Source organism: Streptomyces sp. NPDC088197 (assembly GCF_044741185.1).
In the GTDB taxonomy this organism is placed as follows: Bacteria; Actinomycetota; Actinomycetes; order Streptomycetales; family Streptomycetaceae; genus Actinacidiphila.
The window spans coordinates 251646-266961 of the sequence record NZ_JBIUSD010000007.1 but is presented as its reverse complement, the minus strand read 5'-3'; the positions used below and the strand labels follow the sequence as shown (position 1 = coordinate 266961).

Below are 15316 nucleotides of genomic sequence, written 5' to 3'. Positions count from 1 at the left end.
GCCCCGTCGGGGATGCGCCCCCGCGCGCTGCCTCGGCACAGGACCTGTGCCCCGTAGGGGCGCGGGGAGAAGAACCGCCCGGGGCCCCGGCCCGGAGGACCAGGTCCCGCGCAAGCGCGGCGTCAGCCGTGGTAGTTGGGGGCCTCTACGGTCATCTGGATGTCGTGGGGGTGGGACTCCTTGAGCCCGGCGGCGGTGATGCGGACGAACCGCCCCTTGGACTCCATCTCGGAGACGGCGGCGGCGCCGACGTAGCCCATGGTCTGCCGGAGACCGCCGATGAGCTGGTGGAGGACGGCGGACAGCGGTCCGCGGTACGGCACCTGGCCCTCGATCCCCTCGGGCACGAGCTTGTCGTCGGAGGAGACCTCGGCCTGGAAGTAGCGGTCCTTGGAGTAGGAGCGGCCCTGGCCGCGGGACTGCATCGCGCCGAGCGACCCCATGCCCCGGTAGGACTTGAACTGCTTGCCGTTGATGAAGAGCAGCTCCCCGGGGGACTCCTCGCACCCGGCGAGCAGGCTGCCGAGCATGACGCTGCTGGCGCCCGCGGCGAGCGCCTTGCCGATGTCGCCGCTGTACTGGAGGCCGCCGTCGCCGATGACCGGCACCCCGGCCTCGATGCACGCCTGCGCGGCCTCGTAGATCGCGGTGACCTGCGGGACGCCGATGCCCGCGACGACGCGGGTGGTGCAGATGGAGCCGGGTCCGACGCCGACCTTGACGCCGTCGACACCGGCGTCGATGAGGGCGCGGGCGCCGTCACGGGTGGCGATGTTGCCGCCGACCACGTCGACCCCGCCGACGCTGGACTTGATCTTCGCCATCCAGTTCAGCGCGTTGCTGTTGTGGCCGTGCGAGGTGTCCACGACGAGGAAGTCGACGCCCGCGCCGACCAGCGCCTGGGCGCGGTCCAGCGCCTCGGGGCTGGCGCCGACGGCGGCGCCGACCAGCAGCCGGCCCTCGGAGTCCTTCGCCGCGTTCGGGTACTGCTCGGCCTTGACGAAGTCCTTGACGGTGATGAGCCCGCTGAGCTTGCCGTCGGCGTCGACCAGCGGCAGCTTCTCGATCTTGTGGCGGCGCAGCAGCGCCATCGCGTCGACCCCGGAGATCCCGACCTGGCCGGTGACCAGCGGCATCGGGGTCATGACCTCGCGGACCTGGCGGGAGCGGTCGCTCTCGAAGGCCATGTCGCGGTTGGTGACGATGCCGAGCAGCCGCCCGGACGCGTCGGTGACGGGCACGCCGCTGATCCGGAACTTCGCGCAGAGCGCGTCCGCGTCGGCGAGCGTCGCGTCGGGCCTGACGGTGATCGGGTCGGTGACCATGCCGGACTCGGACCGCTTCACCAGGTCGACCTGGTTGACCTGGTCCTCGATCGACAGATTGCGGTGCAGCACGCCGACGCCGCCCTGGCGGGCCATCGCGATGGCCATCCGGGCCTCGGTGACCTTGTCCATGGCGGCGGACAGCAGCGGGATGTTCACCCGGACGTTGCGGGAGATGAGGGAGGAGGTGTCCACCTGGTTGGGCAGCACCTCTGACGCCCCCGGAAGCAGCAGCACATCGTCATAGGTCAGCCCGAGTGTGGCGAACTTCTCAGCTACTCCGTCGGCGTTCAGCGTCATGACACCTTCCCGAATGGTCTTGCCCGGCGAGTTGTTCAATGGTAGTGGCTTCGCCGCTATTCCCATGACGCCCTCGGCCGGGCCCGTACACCCGTACGGTCACCAGCGGTCGGACCGCGCGGCCGGACCGCGCCGTCGCACCCGGGTGCCGGGCCCGGTGCCGGGCCCGCCCGTCCGTTTCCGCGTGTCCTACGCCGAGAGACCCGGCGCGTCCCCGGCGGCGGGCGCCCCCGCCGTCTGTTCCGCGATGGCGCGCAGCCGGCTGAGCGCGCGGTGCTGCGCCACCCGTACGGCCCCCGGCGACATGCCGAGCACCTGGCCGGTCTCCTCGGCGCTCAGCCCGACGGCGACCCGCAGCAGCACCAACTCGCGCAGGTGGTCAGGGAGGTTGTCGAGCAGCTTCTTGGCCCAGGCGGCGTCGCTGTTGAGCAGCGCGCGCTCCTCGGGGCCGAGCGAATCGTCCGGTTTCTCCGGCATCTCGTCGGACGGAACGGCGGTGCTGCCGGGCCCGCGCATGGCGGCCCGTTGCAGATCGGCGACCTTGTGGGCGGCGATGGAGACCACGAAGGCCTCGAACGGCCGCCCCAGGTCGCGGTAGCGGGGCAGGGCGCACAGCACCGCGAGACAGACCTCTTGGGCGAGGTCGTCGACGAAGTGCCGGGCGTCGCCCGGAAGACGGGACAGTTTGGTGCGGCAGTACCGCTCGGCGAGCGGGTGGACATGCGCGAGCAGGTCGTGTGTCGCCTGCTCGTCGCCGTCGACTGCGCGCCGGACAAGGGCACCGATGGCCGGAGTGTCGTCGTCGCGCATCCACCCATGGTGCCTCGCCGCGGCGCGATCCGCGTCATCGCGGCCGTACTTCTGCACCGAAGCGTTATGAGCGGCCGAACCCGACGCTGTCATCTCCGCCATGTGAGGCCCCCGCCGATCCCCGAGGAAGTCCATACGTCAAGCATGCGTCCTCCCCCGGGAAACCGAGGACTTGTGGGCGACTTCGCCGGAACGGCCGCCCTCTCGGGCGTACGACACGACGGCTCAGCGAACCAGGCCCCAGCGGAAGCCGAGCGCCACGGCGTGGGCCCGGTCGGACGCGCCGAGCTTCTTGAACAGCCGCCTGGCGTGCGTCTTCACGGTGTCCTCGGAGAGGAACAGCTCGCGGCCGATCTCGGCGTTGGAGCGTCCGTGGCTCATGCCTTCGAGCACCTGGATCTCGCGGGCGGTGAGGGTGGGCGCGGCGCCCATCTCGGCCGAGCGCAGCCGCCGCGGGGCGAGCCGCCAGGTGGGGTCGGCCAGCGCCTGCGTCACAGTCGCCCGCAGTTCGGCGCGCGAGGCGTCCTTGTGCAGGTAGCCGCGGGCACCGGCGGCGACGGCGAGCGCCACGCCGTCCAGGTCCTCGGCGACCGTGAGCATGATGATCCGGGCGCCGGGGTCGGCCGACAGCAGCCGCCGTACGGTCTCGACGCCGCCGAGGCCGGGCATGCGGACGTCCATCAGGATCAGGTCCGACCGGTCGGCACCCCAGCGGCGGAGGACTTCCTCGCCGTTGGCCGCGGTGGTTACGCGCTCGACACCGGGCACGGTGGCCACCGCGCGGCGCAGGGCCTCTCGGGCGAGCGGGGAGTCGTCGCAGACGAGGACAGAAGTCATGACCGCCCTCCGCAGCTGAACCGCGTCACGTTGTGCCTCCAGGCTGTACGAATGTTCACCGTTGAGGCTGACGGCCTCGGGCACCTGCCCGATTCACTTGTCCGCCAACCGCTTCCGCCAGACTCAACGACCCTCACCCGAAAGAGTTACGAAGTTTGCCGACGGTCATCGGCACTCTACGTGATCATGCGCACACGGATCGCCCAGGCCGCAGGTCAGACGGGTGAGAGAGCCGGTATTTCGGAGGCGGAACGATTCCTCTACGGCCGAGCGGCCCTGCCCGGATGCTGCCGAACGGGTGTTATGCCAGATTTTTCACTGTTTGGACGCTCTTTCGCGCCTTGTGGGCTATTCGCCACTAGATTGGCGATGAGTCATATTTACATCTACTACGACAGTAGATGTACGGTCGAGACGCTGACTCTTCACGGCCTCCCAGACCGACACACACCCTCCGAGGGGATAAGCAATGGCAGACTTCTCCCGCCTTCCCGGCCCCAACGCCGACCTCTGGGACTGGCAGCTCGTGGCCGCCTGCCGAGGCGTCGACAGCTCGCTCTTCTTCCACCCCGAGGGCGAGCGGGGCGCCGCCCGGAGCGCGCGCGAGGCCTCCGCCAAGGAGGTGTGCATGCGCTGTCCCGTACGGGCCGAATGCGCCACCCACGCCCTCGCCGTCCGCGAGCCCTACGGGGTCTGGGGCGGACTCACCGAGGACGAGCGCGAGGCGATGATGGGCCGCTCGCGGTCGCGGATGCCGTCGGCGGACGCCGAGGCGGGCCGCTCCGAGCGCGAGCCGTCGGACGTGCGCGACGCGACCGACCTGCACGACGCCGACCTGGACGACAGGTCCGAGCTGCACGACGCCGACCTGCACGACGCCGACCTGCACGACTCTGGCCTGCACGACTCTGACCTGCACGACTCTGACCTGCACGATTCTGACCTGCACGACGCCGACCTGCACGACGCGTCCGACATCCGCGACGCGTCCCACGTGTGAGCGCGCTTCCGCGAGACGCCAGCAGAATCGTTCCTGCACTCCCGGCGCCGTCGGCACTCCCGGTTCCGTCGGCCCCGTCGGCCGCGTCGGCCCCGTCCGCCCTGCCGCGTACGGCACGCGCGGCGCGCCGCCCGCCGGGCCCGGCTGACGGGCGACCGGTGCCCTGAGATCAGCGGGCCGCCGCCTGCGCGAGGCGGCCGAGCATCATGTCCACCGCCGGGACGTTCGCCAGATCGGGCAGCGTGAGGGCCACCACCTCGCGCTGCACGGCCGGACGCACCTCCACCACGGCGACACCCTTGGGACGTACCGACTCCAGCGCCAGCTCCGGCAGCACCGCGACCCCGAGACCGGCCGCCACCAGGCCGACCACCGCCGGGTAGTCGTCGGTCGCGAAGTCGATCCGCGGGGTGAACCCGGCCCGCTCGCACACCTCCACGAGGTGGCGGCGGCAGCGCGCGCACCCCGCGATCCACTGCTCCTGCTCCAGCTCCGCGATGTCCACCGGGCGCCCGCCGACGGCGAGCGCGTGCCCCTCCGGCACGACGCCGACCAGCCGGTCGGTGAGCAGCGGGCGCACGACGAGGTCGTCCCACGACTCCTCGGCCGGGGTCGGCAGATCCACGTAGCGGAACGCCAGGGTGATGTCGCAGTCGCCCGCGCGCAGCATCTCCACCGAGCGCGGCGGCTCGGCCTCCTCCAGCGACACCTTCGTGCCCGGGTACTGCGCGCGCATCGCCGCGACCGCGCCCGGCACCAGCGTGGAGCTGCCCGAGGGGAACGAGGTGAGGCGTACGCGTCCGGCCCGCAGCCCCGCGATCGCCGCGACCTCCTCCTCGGCCGCCGTCAGCCCGGCCAGGATGCCGACGGCGTGCCTGACCAGCACGTCACCCGCCTCCGTCAGCCGGGTCTCGCGGGCGCCGCGGACCAGCAGCGGGGTGCCCGCGGAGTGCTCCAGCGCCTTCATCTGCTGGCTGACGGCGGGCTGGGTGCAGCCCAGTTCGCGGGCCGCCGCGGAGAACGAACCGGTGCGGGCGACGGCCCGCAGCACCCGGAGATGACGTGCCTCGATCATCCGCCCACCATAAGCGGAACTTAGGGATACCCGACAGATATCGGTAATGGACTTTGAGGCGGGCCCGCGCCACGCTGAGGAGCCATGGACGCCATCGCATTCGGCAGCACAGGCACAGGCAGCGGTACAGGCAGCGGTACGGGCGCGGGCAGGGGTACGGGCGCGGGCGGCGGCGCCTCGGGGGACGGCCTCGCCGCGAACCGCCTCATCCGTGCCGAGTATCCGGACCTCGACCCCGGCGCGCCCTACCTCAACACCGCCACCGTCGGGCTGCTCCCGGCCCGCACCGCGGCGGCGCTGCGCGGGGCCGTCGACGAGTGGGCGGCGGGCCGCCCCGACACCGACGCCTTCGAGGCGGCCGTCGTCTCGGCGCGCGCCGCCTACGCCCGGATCGTCGGGGTGGCGGTGGAGCGGGTGGCGCTGGCCAGCACGGTCGCCGAGAGCGTCGGGCTGATCGCGGCGCGGCTGCCGCCCGGCGCCGAAGTGGTCGTCGCCGACCGGGACTTCAGCTCCCTCGTGCAGCCCTTCGCCGCCCGCGAGGACCTGGATCTGCGGATCGTGCCGCTGGACGCGCTCGCCGACGCGGTGCGGCCGGGCACCGCGCTGGTCGCCGTCAGCGCCGTGCAGTCCGCCGACGGCCGGGTCGCCGACCTGCCCGCGATCCGCGCCGCCGCCGCGGCCCACGGCGCCCGTACGCTCCTGGACGGCACCCAGTCCGTCGGCTGGCTCCCGCTGTGCGCCGACGACTACGACTACGTGGTCTGCCATGCCTACAAGTGGCTGCTCAGCCCGCACGGCGCCTGCTTCCTGACCGTACGCGCGGGCGCCGAGCCGACCCTCTCCCCCGGCTTCGCGGGCTGGTACGCCGCCGACGACCCCTGGGAGTGGTGCTACGGCCCCGTCACCCGGCTGGCCCCCGGCGCCCGCCGCTTCGACGCCCGCCCCGCCTACCTCCCCCTCGTCGGCGCCGCCGCCTCCCTCTCCCTGATCGAGGAGATCGGCGTCCCCGCGATCCACGCCCACGACACCGCCCTCGCCGCCCGCTTCCGCGACGGCCTCACCGCCCTCGGCCACACCCCCGTCCCCGGCCCCTCCGCCACCGTCACCGTCGCCCTCCCCCCGACCGCCCCCGCCCGCCTCACCGCCGCCGCCGTCCGCTTCTCCACCCCCACCACCTCCCTCCGCTTCGCCTTCCACCTCTACAACACCCCCTCCGACATCGACCACACCCTCGAATCCCTCGCCTGACCTGGTACGACCGCTCCGGCGCCGCATATAGATATGTGTATAGTCGCGACGGCGGACGGTTTATGGCGGATCGGAATCGAACCGGAAGTGCGACGCTCGGGGAGCCGTATTCGCGTCATCTGGGCGGAAAAGTGCGCGAGCTGCGATTCGTCATGGACGGCAACGCGGTGCGCGTCACCTACTGGCTCGCGCCGGGAAGGCGCATCGTCCTGCTGACGGTGTTCCGTAAGACCAGGCAGCGCGAGGACGCCGAAGTCGAACGCGCGCAGCAGGCGCAGAAGGTGTGCGAGGCGGACCACGGGCCCGCCCGGCACAGCTATGACCGGGTGAAGGAGGAGACGGCATGAACCACGCGGCGTGGAAGACCCGGCGGGACCGGAAGCTTCTCGGCGAAGAGGTGGAGGAGTCCCCCGCGTACAGGGCGGCCGGTTACGCGTTCGCCCTCGGCCAGGCCGTGTACGACCGGCGTACGGAACTCGGTCTGACCCAGACCGACCTCGCGCGGCGCGCGGACATGAACCAGCCGCAGATCTCCACGATCGAGGGCGGCGACTCCGTACCGACACTGCCGTTGCTGACGCGGCTCGCGAAGGCGTTGGACGCGTCCTTGAGCATCAACCTCGACGGCGACACCTCCACCTTCGTCTTCACCGCCCATACCGACGAGCGATCCGACGAACCGGCTCCGGGCGGTGGCTCCTCGGTCGCGTGAGCCCACCGGACCCGGCGGGGCGCGTCGCGGGGGGAAATCGGTTGGGGGTGGGGGGGTGGGCGTGTTGGGATGGGGGGATGGATCGCGCTTATGTACTCCGGTTGTTCGATGCTCAGATGCGGCGGGACGCTCCGCCGGAGGGGGCGGGGACGCGGGTGGAGCGGGGCGGCGGGGTGGTGCGGCAGGTGGGGGCCGCCGTGCACGACTGGAGCGGGGTGCTCTGGTCGGAGCTGGACGAGGGCAGCGCGGGCCCCGCGGTCCAGGCGCAGCTCGCGTGGCTGAAGTCGCCCGAGGGGGCGGGCCGGGAGTTCGAGTGGAAGCTCTACTCGCACGACCGGCCGGCCGATCTGGGCGAGCGGCTGCGCGCGGCGGGGTTCGTGCCGGAGGAGCCGGAGACGCTGATGGTCGCGGAGGTGGCGGCGCTGCCCGGCGAGCCCGTCCCGCCGGACGGCGTACGGCTGGTGGAGGTGACCGACGCCGCCGGGGTGGACCTGCTGGCCGCCGTGCACGAGGAGGCGTTCGGTACCGGCGCGGAGCAGCTGCGCGAGCGGCTGCTGGACGCGCTCGCGCAGGCGCCGGACGAGATCGCGCTGGTGCTGGCGATGGCGGGCGACCGGCCGGTCTGCGGTGCCCGCATGGAGATGCCGCCGGGCAAGGACTTCGCGAGCCTGTGGGGCGGCGGCACCGTCGCCGAGTGGCGCGGGCGCGGCGTCTACCGCGCGCTGATCGCCCACCGGGCCCGTATCGCCGCCGCCCGCGGCTACCGCTACCTCCAGGTCGACGCGATGGACGCCAGCCGCCCCATCCTCCAGCGCCTCGGCTTCAGCGCCCTGAGCGTCACCACCCCGTACCTCTACCAGCCCTGAGAGCGGAGGCGCGCCCCGCATGGGACTGCTGCTGAGCGTCAACATCGGCCACCCGCGCCCCAACCCGTGGAAGCGGCTGCCGGCGACCGGTATCGACAAACGGCCGGTCACCGGCCCGGTACGGGTCACCGCGCCGGGTCCGAAGGGGGACGGCGCGGTCGGTCTGGCCGGTGACCGCGCGCACGACGTCAAGCACCACGGCGGCGCCGACCAGGCCGTCTACGCGTACGCCCGCGAGGACCTCGACCACTGGGGCCGCGAGCTGGGCCGTACCTTCGCCAACGGCTTCTTCGGCGAGAATCTGACCACCTCCGGCATCGACGTCAACGCCTCGCTGATCGGCGAGCGCTGGCGGATCGGCGCGCGCGGACCCCTCCTGGAGGTGTCCTGCCCGCGCATCCCGTGCGCGACCTTCGCGGGCTGGCTCGGCGAGAACCGGTGGCTGCGGCGCTTCACCGACGCGGCGCTGCCGGGCCCGTATCTGCGGGTGATCGAGCCGGGCGAGATCCGCGCGGGGGACCCGGTCGAGGTCGTGCACCGGCCGGACCACGAGGTCACCGTCGCGCTGTCCTTCCGGGCCTTCACCACCGAGCCCGAGCTGCTGCCGCTGCTGACCGGCCTCGACGCCCTCCCCCGCGAGGACCGCGACGCGATCCGCCGCCGCCTCGCCCGCGACGCGAAATAGGCTGCCTCCCATGTCCCGAGTGCGCTCCGTGAACGTCGCCCGCCCCCTCGTCGTGCCCTACACCGACGGCGAAGGCGGCCTCACCGGCATCGGGAAGCTCCCGGTGACCGGACCCGTCGCCGTCACGGCGCCCGGACCGCGCGGCGTCGCGGGCGGCGGCCTCGCCGGGGACACCGTCTGTGACCTGCGCTTCCACGGCGGCGACGAACAGGCGGTGTACGCGTACGCCCGCGAGGATCTCGACCGCTGGGAGCGGCGGCTGGGGCGCGAGCTGCCCGACGGCCGCTTCGGCGAGAATCTGACCACCACCGGCATCGACGTCAACGCCGCGCTGATCGGCGAGCGCTGGCGGATCGGCGCCGCGGGGCTCGTCCTCGAAGTGACCTCGCCCCGCATCCCGTGCCGCACCTTCGCCGGGTGGCTGGACGAACGCGGATGGGTCAAGCGGTTCACCCGGGAGGGGCTGCCTGGCCCGTTCCTGCGGGTGATCACACCGGGCGAGGTCCGCGCCGGGGACCCGGTCGAGGTCGTGCACCGGCCGGACCACGAGGTCACCGTCGCCTTCCTCTTCCGGGCGATGACCCTGGAGTCCGAGCTGCTGCCGCGGGTCATGGCCGCGGCCGACACCATGAACCGTACGTATCTGGAGGCGGTCAACAGCCGCTTGAGTCCGGCGCGTTGACGAAGGGTCCGGCAGCGGCCCGTACGCTGCCGGGATGACGACTTCACTGGTCACCGGCGCGACCTCCGGCATCGGAGCGGCCTTCGTACGACGGCTCGCCGCCGACGGACACGCCCTCGTCCTCGTCGCCCGCGACGAACAGCGGCTCGCCGACACCGCGGCCGGGCTGCGCGAGCGGTACGGGGCCGACGTCGAGGCGCTCCCCGCCGACCTCACCACCGACGACGGGATCGCCGCCGTGGAAGCGCGGCTGCGCGACCGGGAACGGCCCGTCGACGTCCTCGTCAACAACGCCGGTTTCGGCAACCACGGCACCTTCCTCGACGCCCCCATGTCCGACGAGCTGCGCATGCTCAAGCTGCACTGCGAGGCCGTGCTGCGCCTCACCGGCGCGGCCGTCGAGACCATGCGCCCGCGGGGGCGCGGGTACGTGATCAACGTCTCGTCCGTCGCGGCCTACATGCCTCGCGGCACGTACGGGGCCAGCAAGGCGTGGATCGTCCACTTCACCGAGGGCGTGGCCGCCGAGACGGCCGGGTCCGGGGTGCGGCTCCTCGCCCTGTGCCCCGGCTTCGTCCGCACCGAATTCCACGCCCGGGCCGGGATGGACGCCTCCCGGCTGCCCTCCTTCGCCTGGCTCGACGCCGATGCCGTGGTCACGGCGGCTCTGCGTGATCTCGCCCGTCGGCGCATTCTCAGCGTGCCCTCCGCCCGCTACAAACTCGCCGTCTCTCTTGCCCGGCACCTTCCTCCCGGCCTCTACGCAGCCGCCTCCACCCGCGCCGGCCGCCGCTTCGACCCCCGTGGGTAAGCCGATCCCTCAGCTCACGCCCCCAGGGCCGCAGCTACGCGCGCCACGCTGGCGCAGGGCCTGTCTTTAGGGGCACGGGTACGCGCGCGGCGCCGACGCAGGGCCTGTTTTTAGGGGCGCGGGGAACTGCGCGACCAGCCCCCACCGGGCTTTCAGCCCGAGAACAACAGCGACTGCCCCGCTGGGGCCGGTTTTCACGGCGCACCAGCGCCGTGGCTGAGCGCGCAGTTCCCCGCGCCCCTAACTACACGGCGTGCCGCCTCGGCAGAAGAACCGCCCCGGGGCCGCGCCCCGAAAAAGATCGGCGTGACGCCCAGGGCAAGGGAGCCGTCCGGGGGGGCGCCGCGGGGAAGGCGGTGTGCCGTCTGTCGGGGAGGCGACGTAGGGCCGGGGCGGGGAAAGGGGGCGGCCCCGGCACCCTCGTGAGGGTGCCGGGGCCGCCCCGGTGGAACCGCCGGACGTCACTCAGTGGGAGTGACCGTGCCCACCGTGCCCCGCGTCAGCGGGCTCCTCTTCCTTCTTCTCCACGACCAGCGTCTCCGTCGTCAGCAGCAGCGACGCGATCGAGGCCGCGTTCTCCAGCGCGGAGCGCGTGACCTTGACCGGGTCGATGACGCCGGCCTTGACGAGGTCGCCGTACTCACCGGAGGCGGCGTTGAAGCCGTGGTTCTTCTCCAGCTCGGCCACCTTGGCGGTGATGACGTAGCCCTCGAGACCGGCGTTCTCGGCGATCCAGCGCAGCGGCTCGACGGCGGCGCGGCGGACGACGGCGACACCGGTCGCCTCGTCACCGGTCTTGCCGAGGTTGCCCTCCAGGACCTTGACGGCGTGGACGAGCGCGGAGCCGCCGCCGGAGACGATGCCTTCCTCGACCGCGGCGCGGGTCGCGGAGATGGCGTCCTCCAGACGGTGCTTCTTCTCCTTGAGCTCGACCTCGGTGGCCGCGCCGACCTTGATGACGCAGACGCCGCCGGCGAGCTTGGCCAGGCGCTCCTGGAGCTTCTCGCGGTCCCAGTCCGAGTCAGTGGTGCCGATCTCGGCCTTGATCTGGTTGACGCGGCCCTCGATCTCGGCCTTGTCACCGGCGCCGTCGACGATCGTGGTGTCGTCCTTGGTGACGGTGATGCGGCGGGCGGTGCCGAGCAGGTCGAGACCGGCCTGGTCGAGCTTGAGGCCGACCTCCTCGGCGATGACCGTGGCGCCGGTCAGCGTCGCGATGTCGCCCAGCATGGCCTTGCGGCGGTCACCGAAGCCGGGCGCCTTGACGGCGACGGCGTTGAACGTGCCGCGGATCTTGTTGACCACCAGGGTCGACAGGGCCTCGCCCTCGACGTCCTCGGCGATGATCAGCAGCGGCTTGGACGCGCCGGACTGGATGACCTTCTCCAGCAGCGGCAGCAGGTCCTGGATCGAGGAGATCTTGCCCTGGTGGATGAGGACGTAGGGGTCGTCGAGGACCGCTTCCATCCGCTCCTGGTCGGTGACGAAGTACGGCGACAGGTAGCCCTTGTCGAACGCCATGCCCTCGGTGAAGTCCAGCTCCAGGCCGAAGGTGTTGGACTCCTCGACGGTGATGACACCGTCCTTGCCGACCTTGTCCATCGCCTCGGCGATCAGGTCGCCGACCTGCTTGTCCTGCGCGGACAGCGCGGCGACGGCGGCGATGTCCTCCTTGCCCTCGATCGCGCGGGCGGTGGCGAGCAGCTCCTCGGACACGGCCTTGACGGCGGCGTCGATGCCCTTCTTCAGGGCGGCCGGGGAGGCGCCCGCGGCCACGTTGCGCAGGCCCTCGCGGACCAGGGCCTGGGCCAGCACGGTCGCGGTGGTGGTGCCGTCACCCGCGATGTCGTTGGTCTTGGTCGCCACCTCCTTGACGAGCTGGGCGCCCAGGTTCTCGTAGGCGTCCTCCAGCTCCACCTCACGGGCGATGGTCACGCCGTCGTTGGTGATGGTGGGGGCGCCGAACTTCTTGTCGATGACGACGTTGCGGCCCTTGGGACCGATCGTCACCTTCACGGTGTCGGCGAGCTTGTTGACGCCGCGCTCAAGGGCGCGACGGGCGTCCTCGTCGAACTTCAGGGTCTTGGCCATGCCTGTGAACTACCTCGTCTACTCGTCAAATCACGTCGTCAAGGACGGCAGGAGCAGGCAACGAAACCACCCCGGGCGCCCGGTCCGTAGGACGCGGAAACCCGGGGCGGGATCACTGCTGCGGTAAAAGCGGTGCTTACTTCTCGACGATCGCGAGGACGTCGCGAGCCGAGAGGACGAGGTACTCCTCGCCGTTGTACTTCACCTCGGTGCCGCCGTACTTGCTGTAGAGCACGACGTCGCCCACGGAGACGTCGAGCGGCAGGCGGTTGCCGTCCTCGAAGCGGCCCGGACCGACGGCCAGGACGACGCCCTCCTGGGGCTTCTCCTTGGCGGTGTCCGGGATGACCAGGCCGGAGGCCGTGGTCTGCTCGGCATCCAGCGGCTGGACCACGATGCGGTCCTCGAGCGGCTTGATGGCAACCTTGGTGCTGGCGGTCGTCACGATCCGACCTCCCCCTTCAAAGGGCTCACGGAAGAGTGTCTGTCTGGGTCGGCGACCTGGTAGGCCCGTCGTCGCGGGTGCCGGACCTGCCCGTCGCTGAGTGCTGGCACTCAGCGGTGCCGAGTGCCAGAACCGAGACTAGGACGCGCTTAGCACTCGGTCAAGCGGAGTGCCAGGCGACGCCCTCCAAAGGGGTACCCCTCGGGGGTACCAGGCCCCGTCGTCCGGCGCATGGCGGGCGGGGACAATGGCCGGGTGGACCTCCAAGGATTTGCCGGGCTGCTGTCCGGCGACGGACAGGCGCTGCTCGCGGAGTTGCGGGAGCACAGCCCCGCCGACGAGCTGGCGGCGGCCACCCGGCTGCGGCGCACGTACGACGCCGGGCTGGTGTCGGCGGCGCTGGGGCAGGCGCGGCTGCGGCAGCGGGCCGTGGCGAAATTCGGCGAGGAGGACGCGTACCGGATGTACTTCACGCCGAACGGCGTGGAGCAGTCCACCCGGAAGAGTGTCGCGACGCACCGCGCGGAGCGCTTCAGGGCGCTCGGCGTGCGGCGGCTGGCGGACCTGTGCGGGGGCATCGGCGGGGACGCCCTCGCGCTGGCGCGGGCCGGGATCGAGGTGCTGGCCGTGGACCGGGACCCGTTGGCGTGCGCGGCGGCGCGGGCGAACGCGGCGGCGCTGGGCCTGGCCGACCTGATCGAGGTGCGCTGCGCGGACGTGACGGAGGTGGACACCGCCGGGTTCGACGCGGTGTTCGTGGACCCGGCGCGCCGGACCGGCGGACCGGGCGGGGCCGCGCGCGGCACGTCGATGAGGGGTGGCGGCCGGGCGACGGGCGGGCGGACCTTCGACCCCGAGGCGTACGCGCCGCCGCTGTCCTGGGCGTTGGCCGCGGCCCGGGCGGTGCCGTTCGCCGCGGTGAAGGTCGCGCCCGGCATTCCGCACGAGGCGGTGCCGCCGGAGGCCGAGGCGGAGTGGGTCTCGGACCGCGGTGACGTGAAGGAGGCGGCGCTGTGGTTCGGCACCGAGCCCGGCGCCGTACGCGCCACGCTGCTGCCCGGCGGGGCCAGTCTGCGCACGGCGGCGCCGCTGCCCGACCCGGAGGTCCGCCCGGTCGGCCGGTATCTGTACGAGCCGGACGGCGCGGTGATCCGCGCGCATCTGGTGGCGGAGGCGGCGGCCCCGCTGGACGGCGGCCTGATCGACGAGACCATCGCGTACGTGACGGCGGACGAGCTGCGGCCGACGCCGTACGCGACGGCGTACGAGATCGGCGATGTGCTGCCGTTCGGGCTGAAGCGGCTCAAGGCGCTGCTGCGGGAGCGCGAGGTCGGCGTGCTGACGGTGAAGAAGCGCGGGTCGGCGGTGGAGCCCGAGGAGGTGCGGCGCCGGGTCAAGCCGCGGGGGCCGCACGCGGCGACCGTGTTCCTGACCCGGGTGGCGGGCGCGCCCTCGATGCTGCTCGGGCGGCCGGTGACCGGGACCTCTCAGACGTAGTCCTCCAACCGGGCCACGGTGAAGCCCTGTTGGGCGATCTGCCGGAGCATGTTCGCGGTCATCCTCGTCATCGACTCGCCCTTGAGCTCACTGGGCCCGCGGAAGTGCGCCAGGATGATGTCGCCGGGGTGGAACGTGTGGTCGGGCCGCTGGAACTGCACCTTCTTGATCTGCATCGACTCGCGCCACAGGATGATCGCGCGCAGGCCACCGCAGGACCGCACGGCCTCCTTGGTGGCGGCGTTGTGGTTGCCGTAGGGCGGGCGGAAGAGGCCGGGCGCGGTGCCGTACTCGTGGGTGAGTTTCGTCTGCTGGCCGCAGATCTCGTGCTTCTGCGCGGCGAGCGACTCGGTGTTCAGGTTGGGGTGGGTCAGGGTGTGGTTCTCGATCGAGTTGCCCAGCGCCTGGAGCGGTTTGAAGAAGCCGTAGTCGTTCTGGATGATCGCGTTCGTCAGGAACATGGTGAAGGGGATCTTCAGGTCCTGCATCATCCGCACGAACTTCGGGTCCTTCTCCGCGCCGTCGTCGAAGGTGACGAAGACGATCTTCCGCGTCGTCGGGACATCGCTGACCACCGGCAGCAGCCCCTTGCCGGTCTTGACCGGCTTCACCGCGGGCGGCGGGGGCGGGTCCGCGAGCACGGGTATGCCCCACTTGCGGAAGGCGGCGGCGCGCTCGGCCTGCGCGGAGCCGGCCGGCGTGGTGGGCTTCCCGGTGCCGCCCGCGCTCGTGGCCGTGCCCGTCGGCGCGGACGGGCCGGGCGTCGAGGCGGACGTCGGGCTGCTGCCCGAGCAGCCCGCGACGAGCAGCAGGCAGGCCGCCGCCAGCAGCGGGAGAGCGGCCCTGCTGCCGGTACGGGCCGGGCGACCGCCGGGGCGGCGACGGGCGCGGGTGGGGACGGGGGTCAGGGGATCGTGGTGCACACCCTGGCT

Annotated in this window: 16 protein-coding genes and 1 pseudogene; 10 read left to right on the top strand and 7 right to left on the bottom strand. The window is 72.3% G+C overall.

All coding sequences use genetic code 11. The features are described 5' to 3' along the window. Positions 1 to 122: 122 nt before the first annotated feature. From guaB to ACIOC1_RS19540, 3 genes are all read right to left on the bottom strand, one after another. The gene (gene guaB / locus ACIOC1_RS19550; RefSeq protein WP_355336799.1) at positions 123 to 1625 is read right to left on the bottom strand and encodes an IMP dehydrogenase; all 1503 of its coding nucleotides are present in this window, start codon (positions 1623 to 1625) and stop codon (positions 123 to 125) included. A 189-nt stretch (positions 1626 to 1814) separates the two neighbouring features. Further along, the gene (locus ACIOC1_RS19545; protein ID WP_355336798.1) at positions 1815 to 2435 is read right to left on the bottom strand and encodes a sigma-70 family RNA polymerase sigma factor; all 621 of its coding nucleotides are present in this window, start codon (positions 2433 to 2435) and stop codon (positions 1815 to 1817) included. A 225-nt stretch (positions 2436 to 2660) separates the two neighbouring features. Next, a complete protein-coding gene (locus ACIOC1_RS19540; protein ID WP_003948568.1) occupies positions 2661 to 3272 on the bottom strand; it encodes a response regulator transcription factor in 612 nt (203 codons plus the stop codon). A 469-nt stretch (positions 3273 to 3741) separates the two neighbouring features. On the opposite strand from ACIOC1_RS19540, the pseudogene ACIOC1_RS19535 reads away from it, so the two are divergent. Both ACIOC1_RS19535 and ACIOC1_RS19530 read left to right on the top strand, forming a co-directional pair. After that, positions 3742 to 4056, top strand: a pseudogene (locus tag ACIOC1_RS19535) (WhiB family transcriptional regulator); the annotation flags it as partial. Between the two features lie 18 nt (positions 4057 to 4074). Then, positions 4075 to 4272 carry a pentapeptide repeat-containing protein gene (locus ACIOC1_RS19530; RefSeq protein ID WP_401855792.1) on the top strand — a complete coding sequence of 66 codons (198 nt, stop codon included), beginning with the start codon at positions 4075 to 4077 and terminating at the stop codon, positions 4270 to 4272. Between the two features lie 169 nt (positions 4273 to 4441). Here the strand turns inward: ACIOC1_RS19530 and ACIOC1_RS19525 are convergent, their stop codons facing one another. Continuing rightward, positions 4442 to 5347 (bottom strand): LysR substrate-binding domain-containing protein, encoded by a 906-nt coding sequence (locus ACIOC1_RS19525; RefSeq protein ID WP_391050441.1) that lies wholly within the window; start codon positions 5345 to 5347, stop codon positions 4442 to 4444. Positions 5348 to 5431: 84 nt separating this feature from the next. On the opposite strand from ACIOC1_RS19525, the gene ACIOC1_RS19520 reads away from it, so the two are divergent. The 7 genes from ACIOC1_RS19520 (at position 5432) to ACIOC1_RS19490 (ending at position 10351) form a co-directional block, all read left to right on the top strand. Further along, positions 5432 to 6595 (top strand): aminotransferase class V-fold PLP-dependent enzyme, encoded by a 1164-nt coding sequence (locus ACIOC1_RS19520; protein WP_401855588.1) that lies wholly within the window; start codon positions 5432 to 5434, stop codon positions 6593 to 6595. A gap of 35 nt (positions 6596 to 6630) precedes the next feature. After that, positions 6631 to 6942 carry a type II toxin-antitoxin system RelE/ParE family toxin gene (locus ACIOC1_RS19515; protein ID WP_401855585.1) on the top strand — a complete coding sequence of 104 codons (312 nt, stop codon included), beginning with the start codon at positions 6631 to 6633 and terminating at the stop codon, positions 6940 to 6942. Next, on the top strand, positions 6939 to 7307 hold the full coding sequence (locus ACIOC1_RS19510) for a helix-turn-helix domain-containing protein (protein ID WP_401855582.1): 369 nt from the start codon (positions 6939 to 6941) through the stop codon (positions 7305 to 7307). The genes ACIOC1_RS19515 and ACIOC1_RS19510 overlap by 4 nt, the downstream gene beginning before the upstream one ends. A 77-nt stretch (positions 7308 to 7384) precedes the next feature. Then, positions 7385 to 8173 (top strand): GNAT family N-acetyltransferase, encoded by a 789-nt coding sequence (locus tag ACIOC1_RS19505; RefSeq protein ID WP_401855579.1) that lies wholly within the window; start codon positions 7385 to 7387, stop codon positions 8171 to 8173. Between the two features lie 19 nt (positions 8174 to 8192). Next, entirely contained in the window at positions 8193 to 8858 is a 666-nt protein-coding gene (locus ACIOC1_RS19500) for an MOSC domain-containing protein (protein WP_391050438.1), read from the top strand. Between the two features lie 10 nt (positions 8859 to 8868). Further along, positions 8869 to 9540: an MOSC domain-containing protein gene (locus tag ACIOC1_RS19495; protein ID WP_401309269.1), complete on the top strand. Its 672-nt coding sequence runs from the start codon at positions 8869 to 8871 to the stop codon at positions 9538 to 9540. 34 nt (positions 9541 to 9574) lie between these two features. Beyond that, entirely contained in the window at positions 9575 to 10351 is a 777-nt protein-coding gene (locus ACIOC1_RS19490) for an SDR family NAD(P)-dependent oxidoreductase (RefSeq protein ID WP_401855577.1), read from the top strand. A gap of 465 nt (positions 10352 to 10816) precedes the next feature. Here ACIOC1_RS19490 and groL read toward each other — a convergent pair whose 3' ends face one another. After that, positions 10817 to 12442: a chaperonin GroEL gene (gene groL, locus ACIOC1_RS19485; protein WP_355336791.1), complete on the bottom strand. Its 1626-nt coding sequence runs from the start codon at positions 12440 to 12442 to the stop codon at positions 10817 to 10819. Positions 12443 to 12578: 136 nt separating this feature from the next. Further along, the gene (gene groES / locus ACIOC1_RS19480; RefSeq protein ID WP_093740451.1) at positions 12579 to 12887 is read right to left on the bottom strand and encodes a co-chaperone GroES; all 309 of its coding nucleotides are present in this window, start codon (positions 12885 to 12887) and stop codon (positions 12579 to 12581) included. A 231-nt stretch (positions 12888 to 13118) separates the two neighbouring features. On the opposite strand from groES, the gene ACIOC1_RS19475 reads away from it, so the two are divergent. Further along, the gene (locus ACIOC1_RS19475) at positions 13119 to 14384 is read left to right on the top strand and encodes a THUMP-like domain-containing protein (protein WP_391163416.1); all 1266 of its coding nucleotides are present in this window, start codon (positions 13119 to 13121) and stop codon (positions 14382 to 14384) included. Here ACIOC1_RS19475 and ACIOC1_RS19470 read toward each other — a convergent pair. Continuing rightward, positions 14375 to 15307 (bottom strand): polysaccharide deacetylase family protein, encoded by a 933-nt coding sequence (locus ACIOC1_RS19470; RefSeq protein ID WP_401855572.1) that lies wholly within the window; start codon positions 15305 to 15307, stop codon positions 14375 to 14377. The two genes, ACIOC1_RS19475 and ACIOC1_RS19470, sit on opposite strands and share 10 nt — an antisense overlap. Between the last annotated feature and the right edge of the window lie 9 nt (positions 15308 to 15316).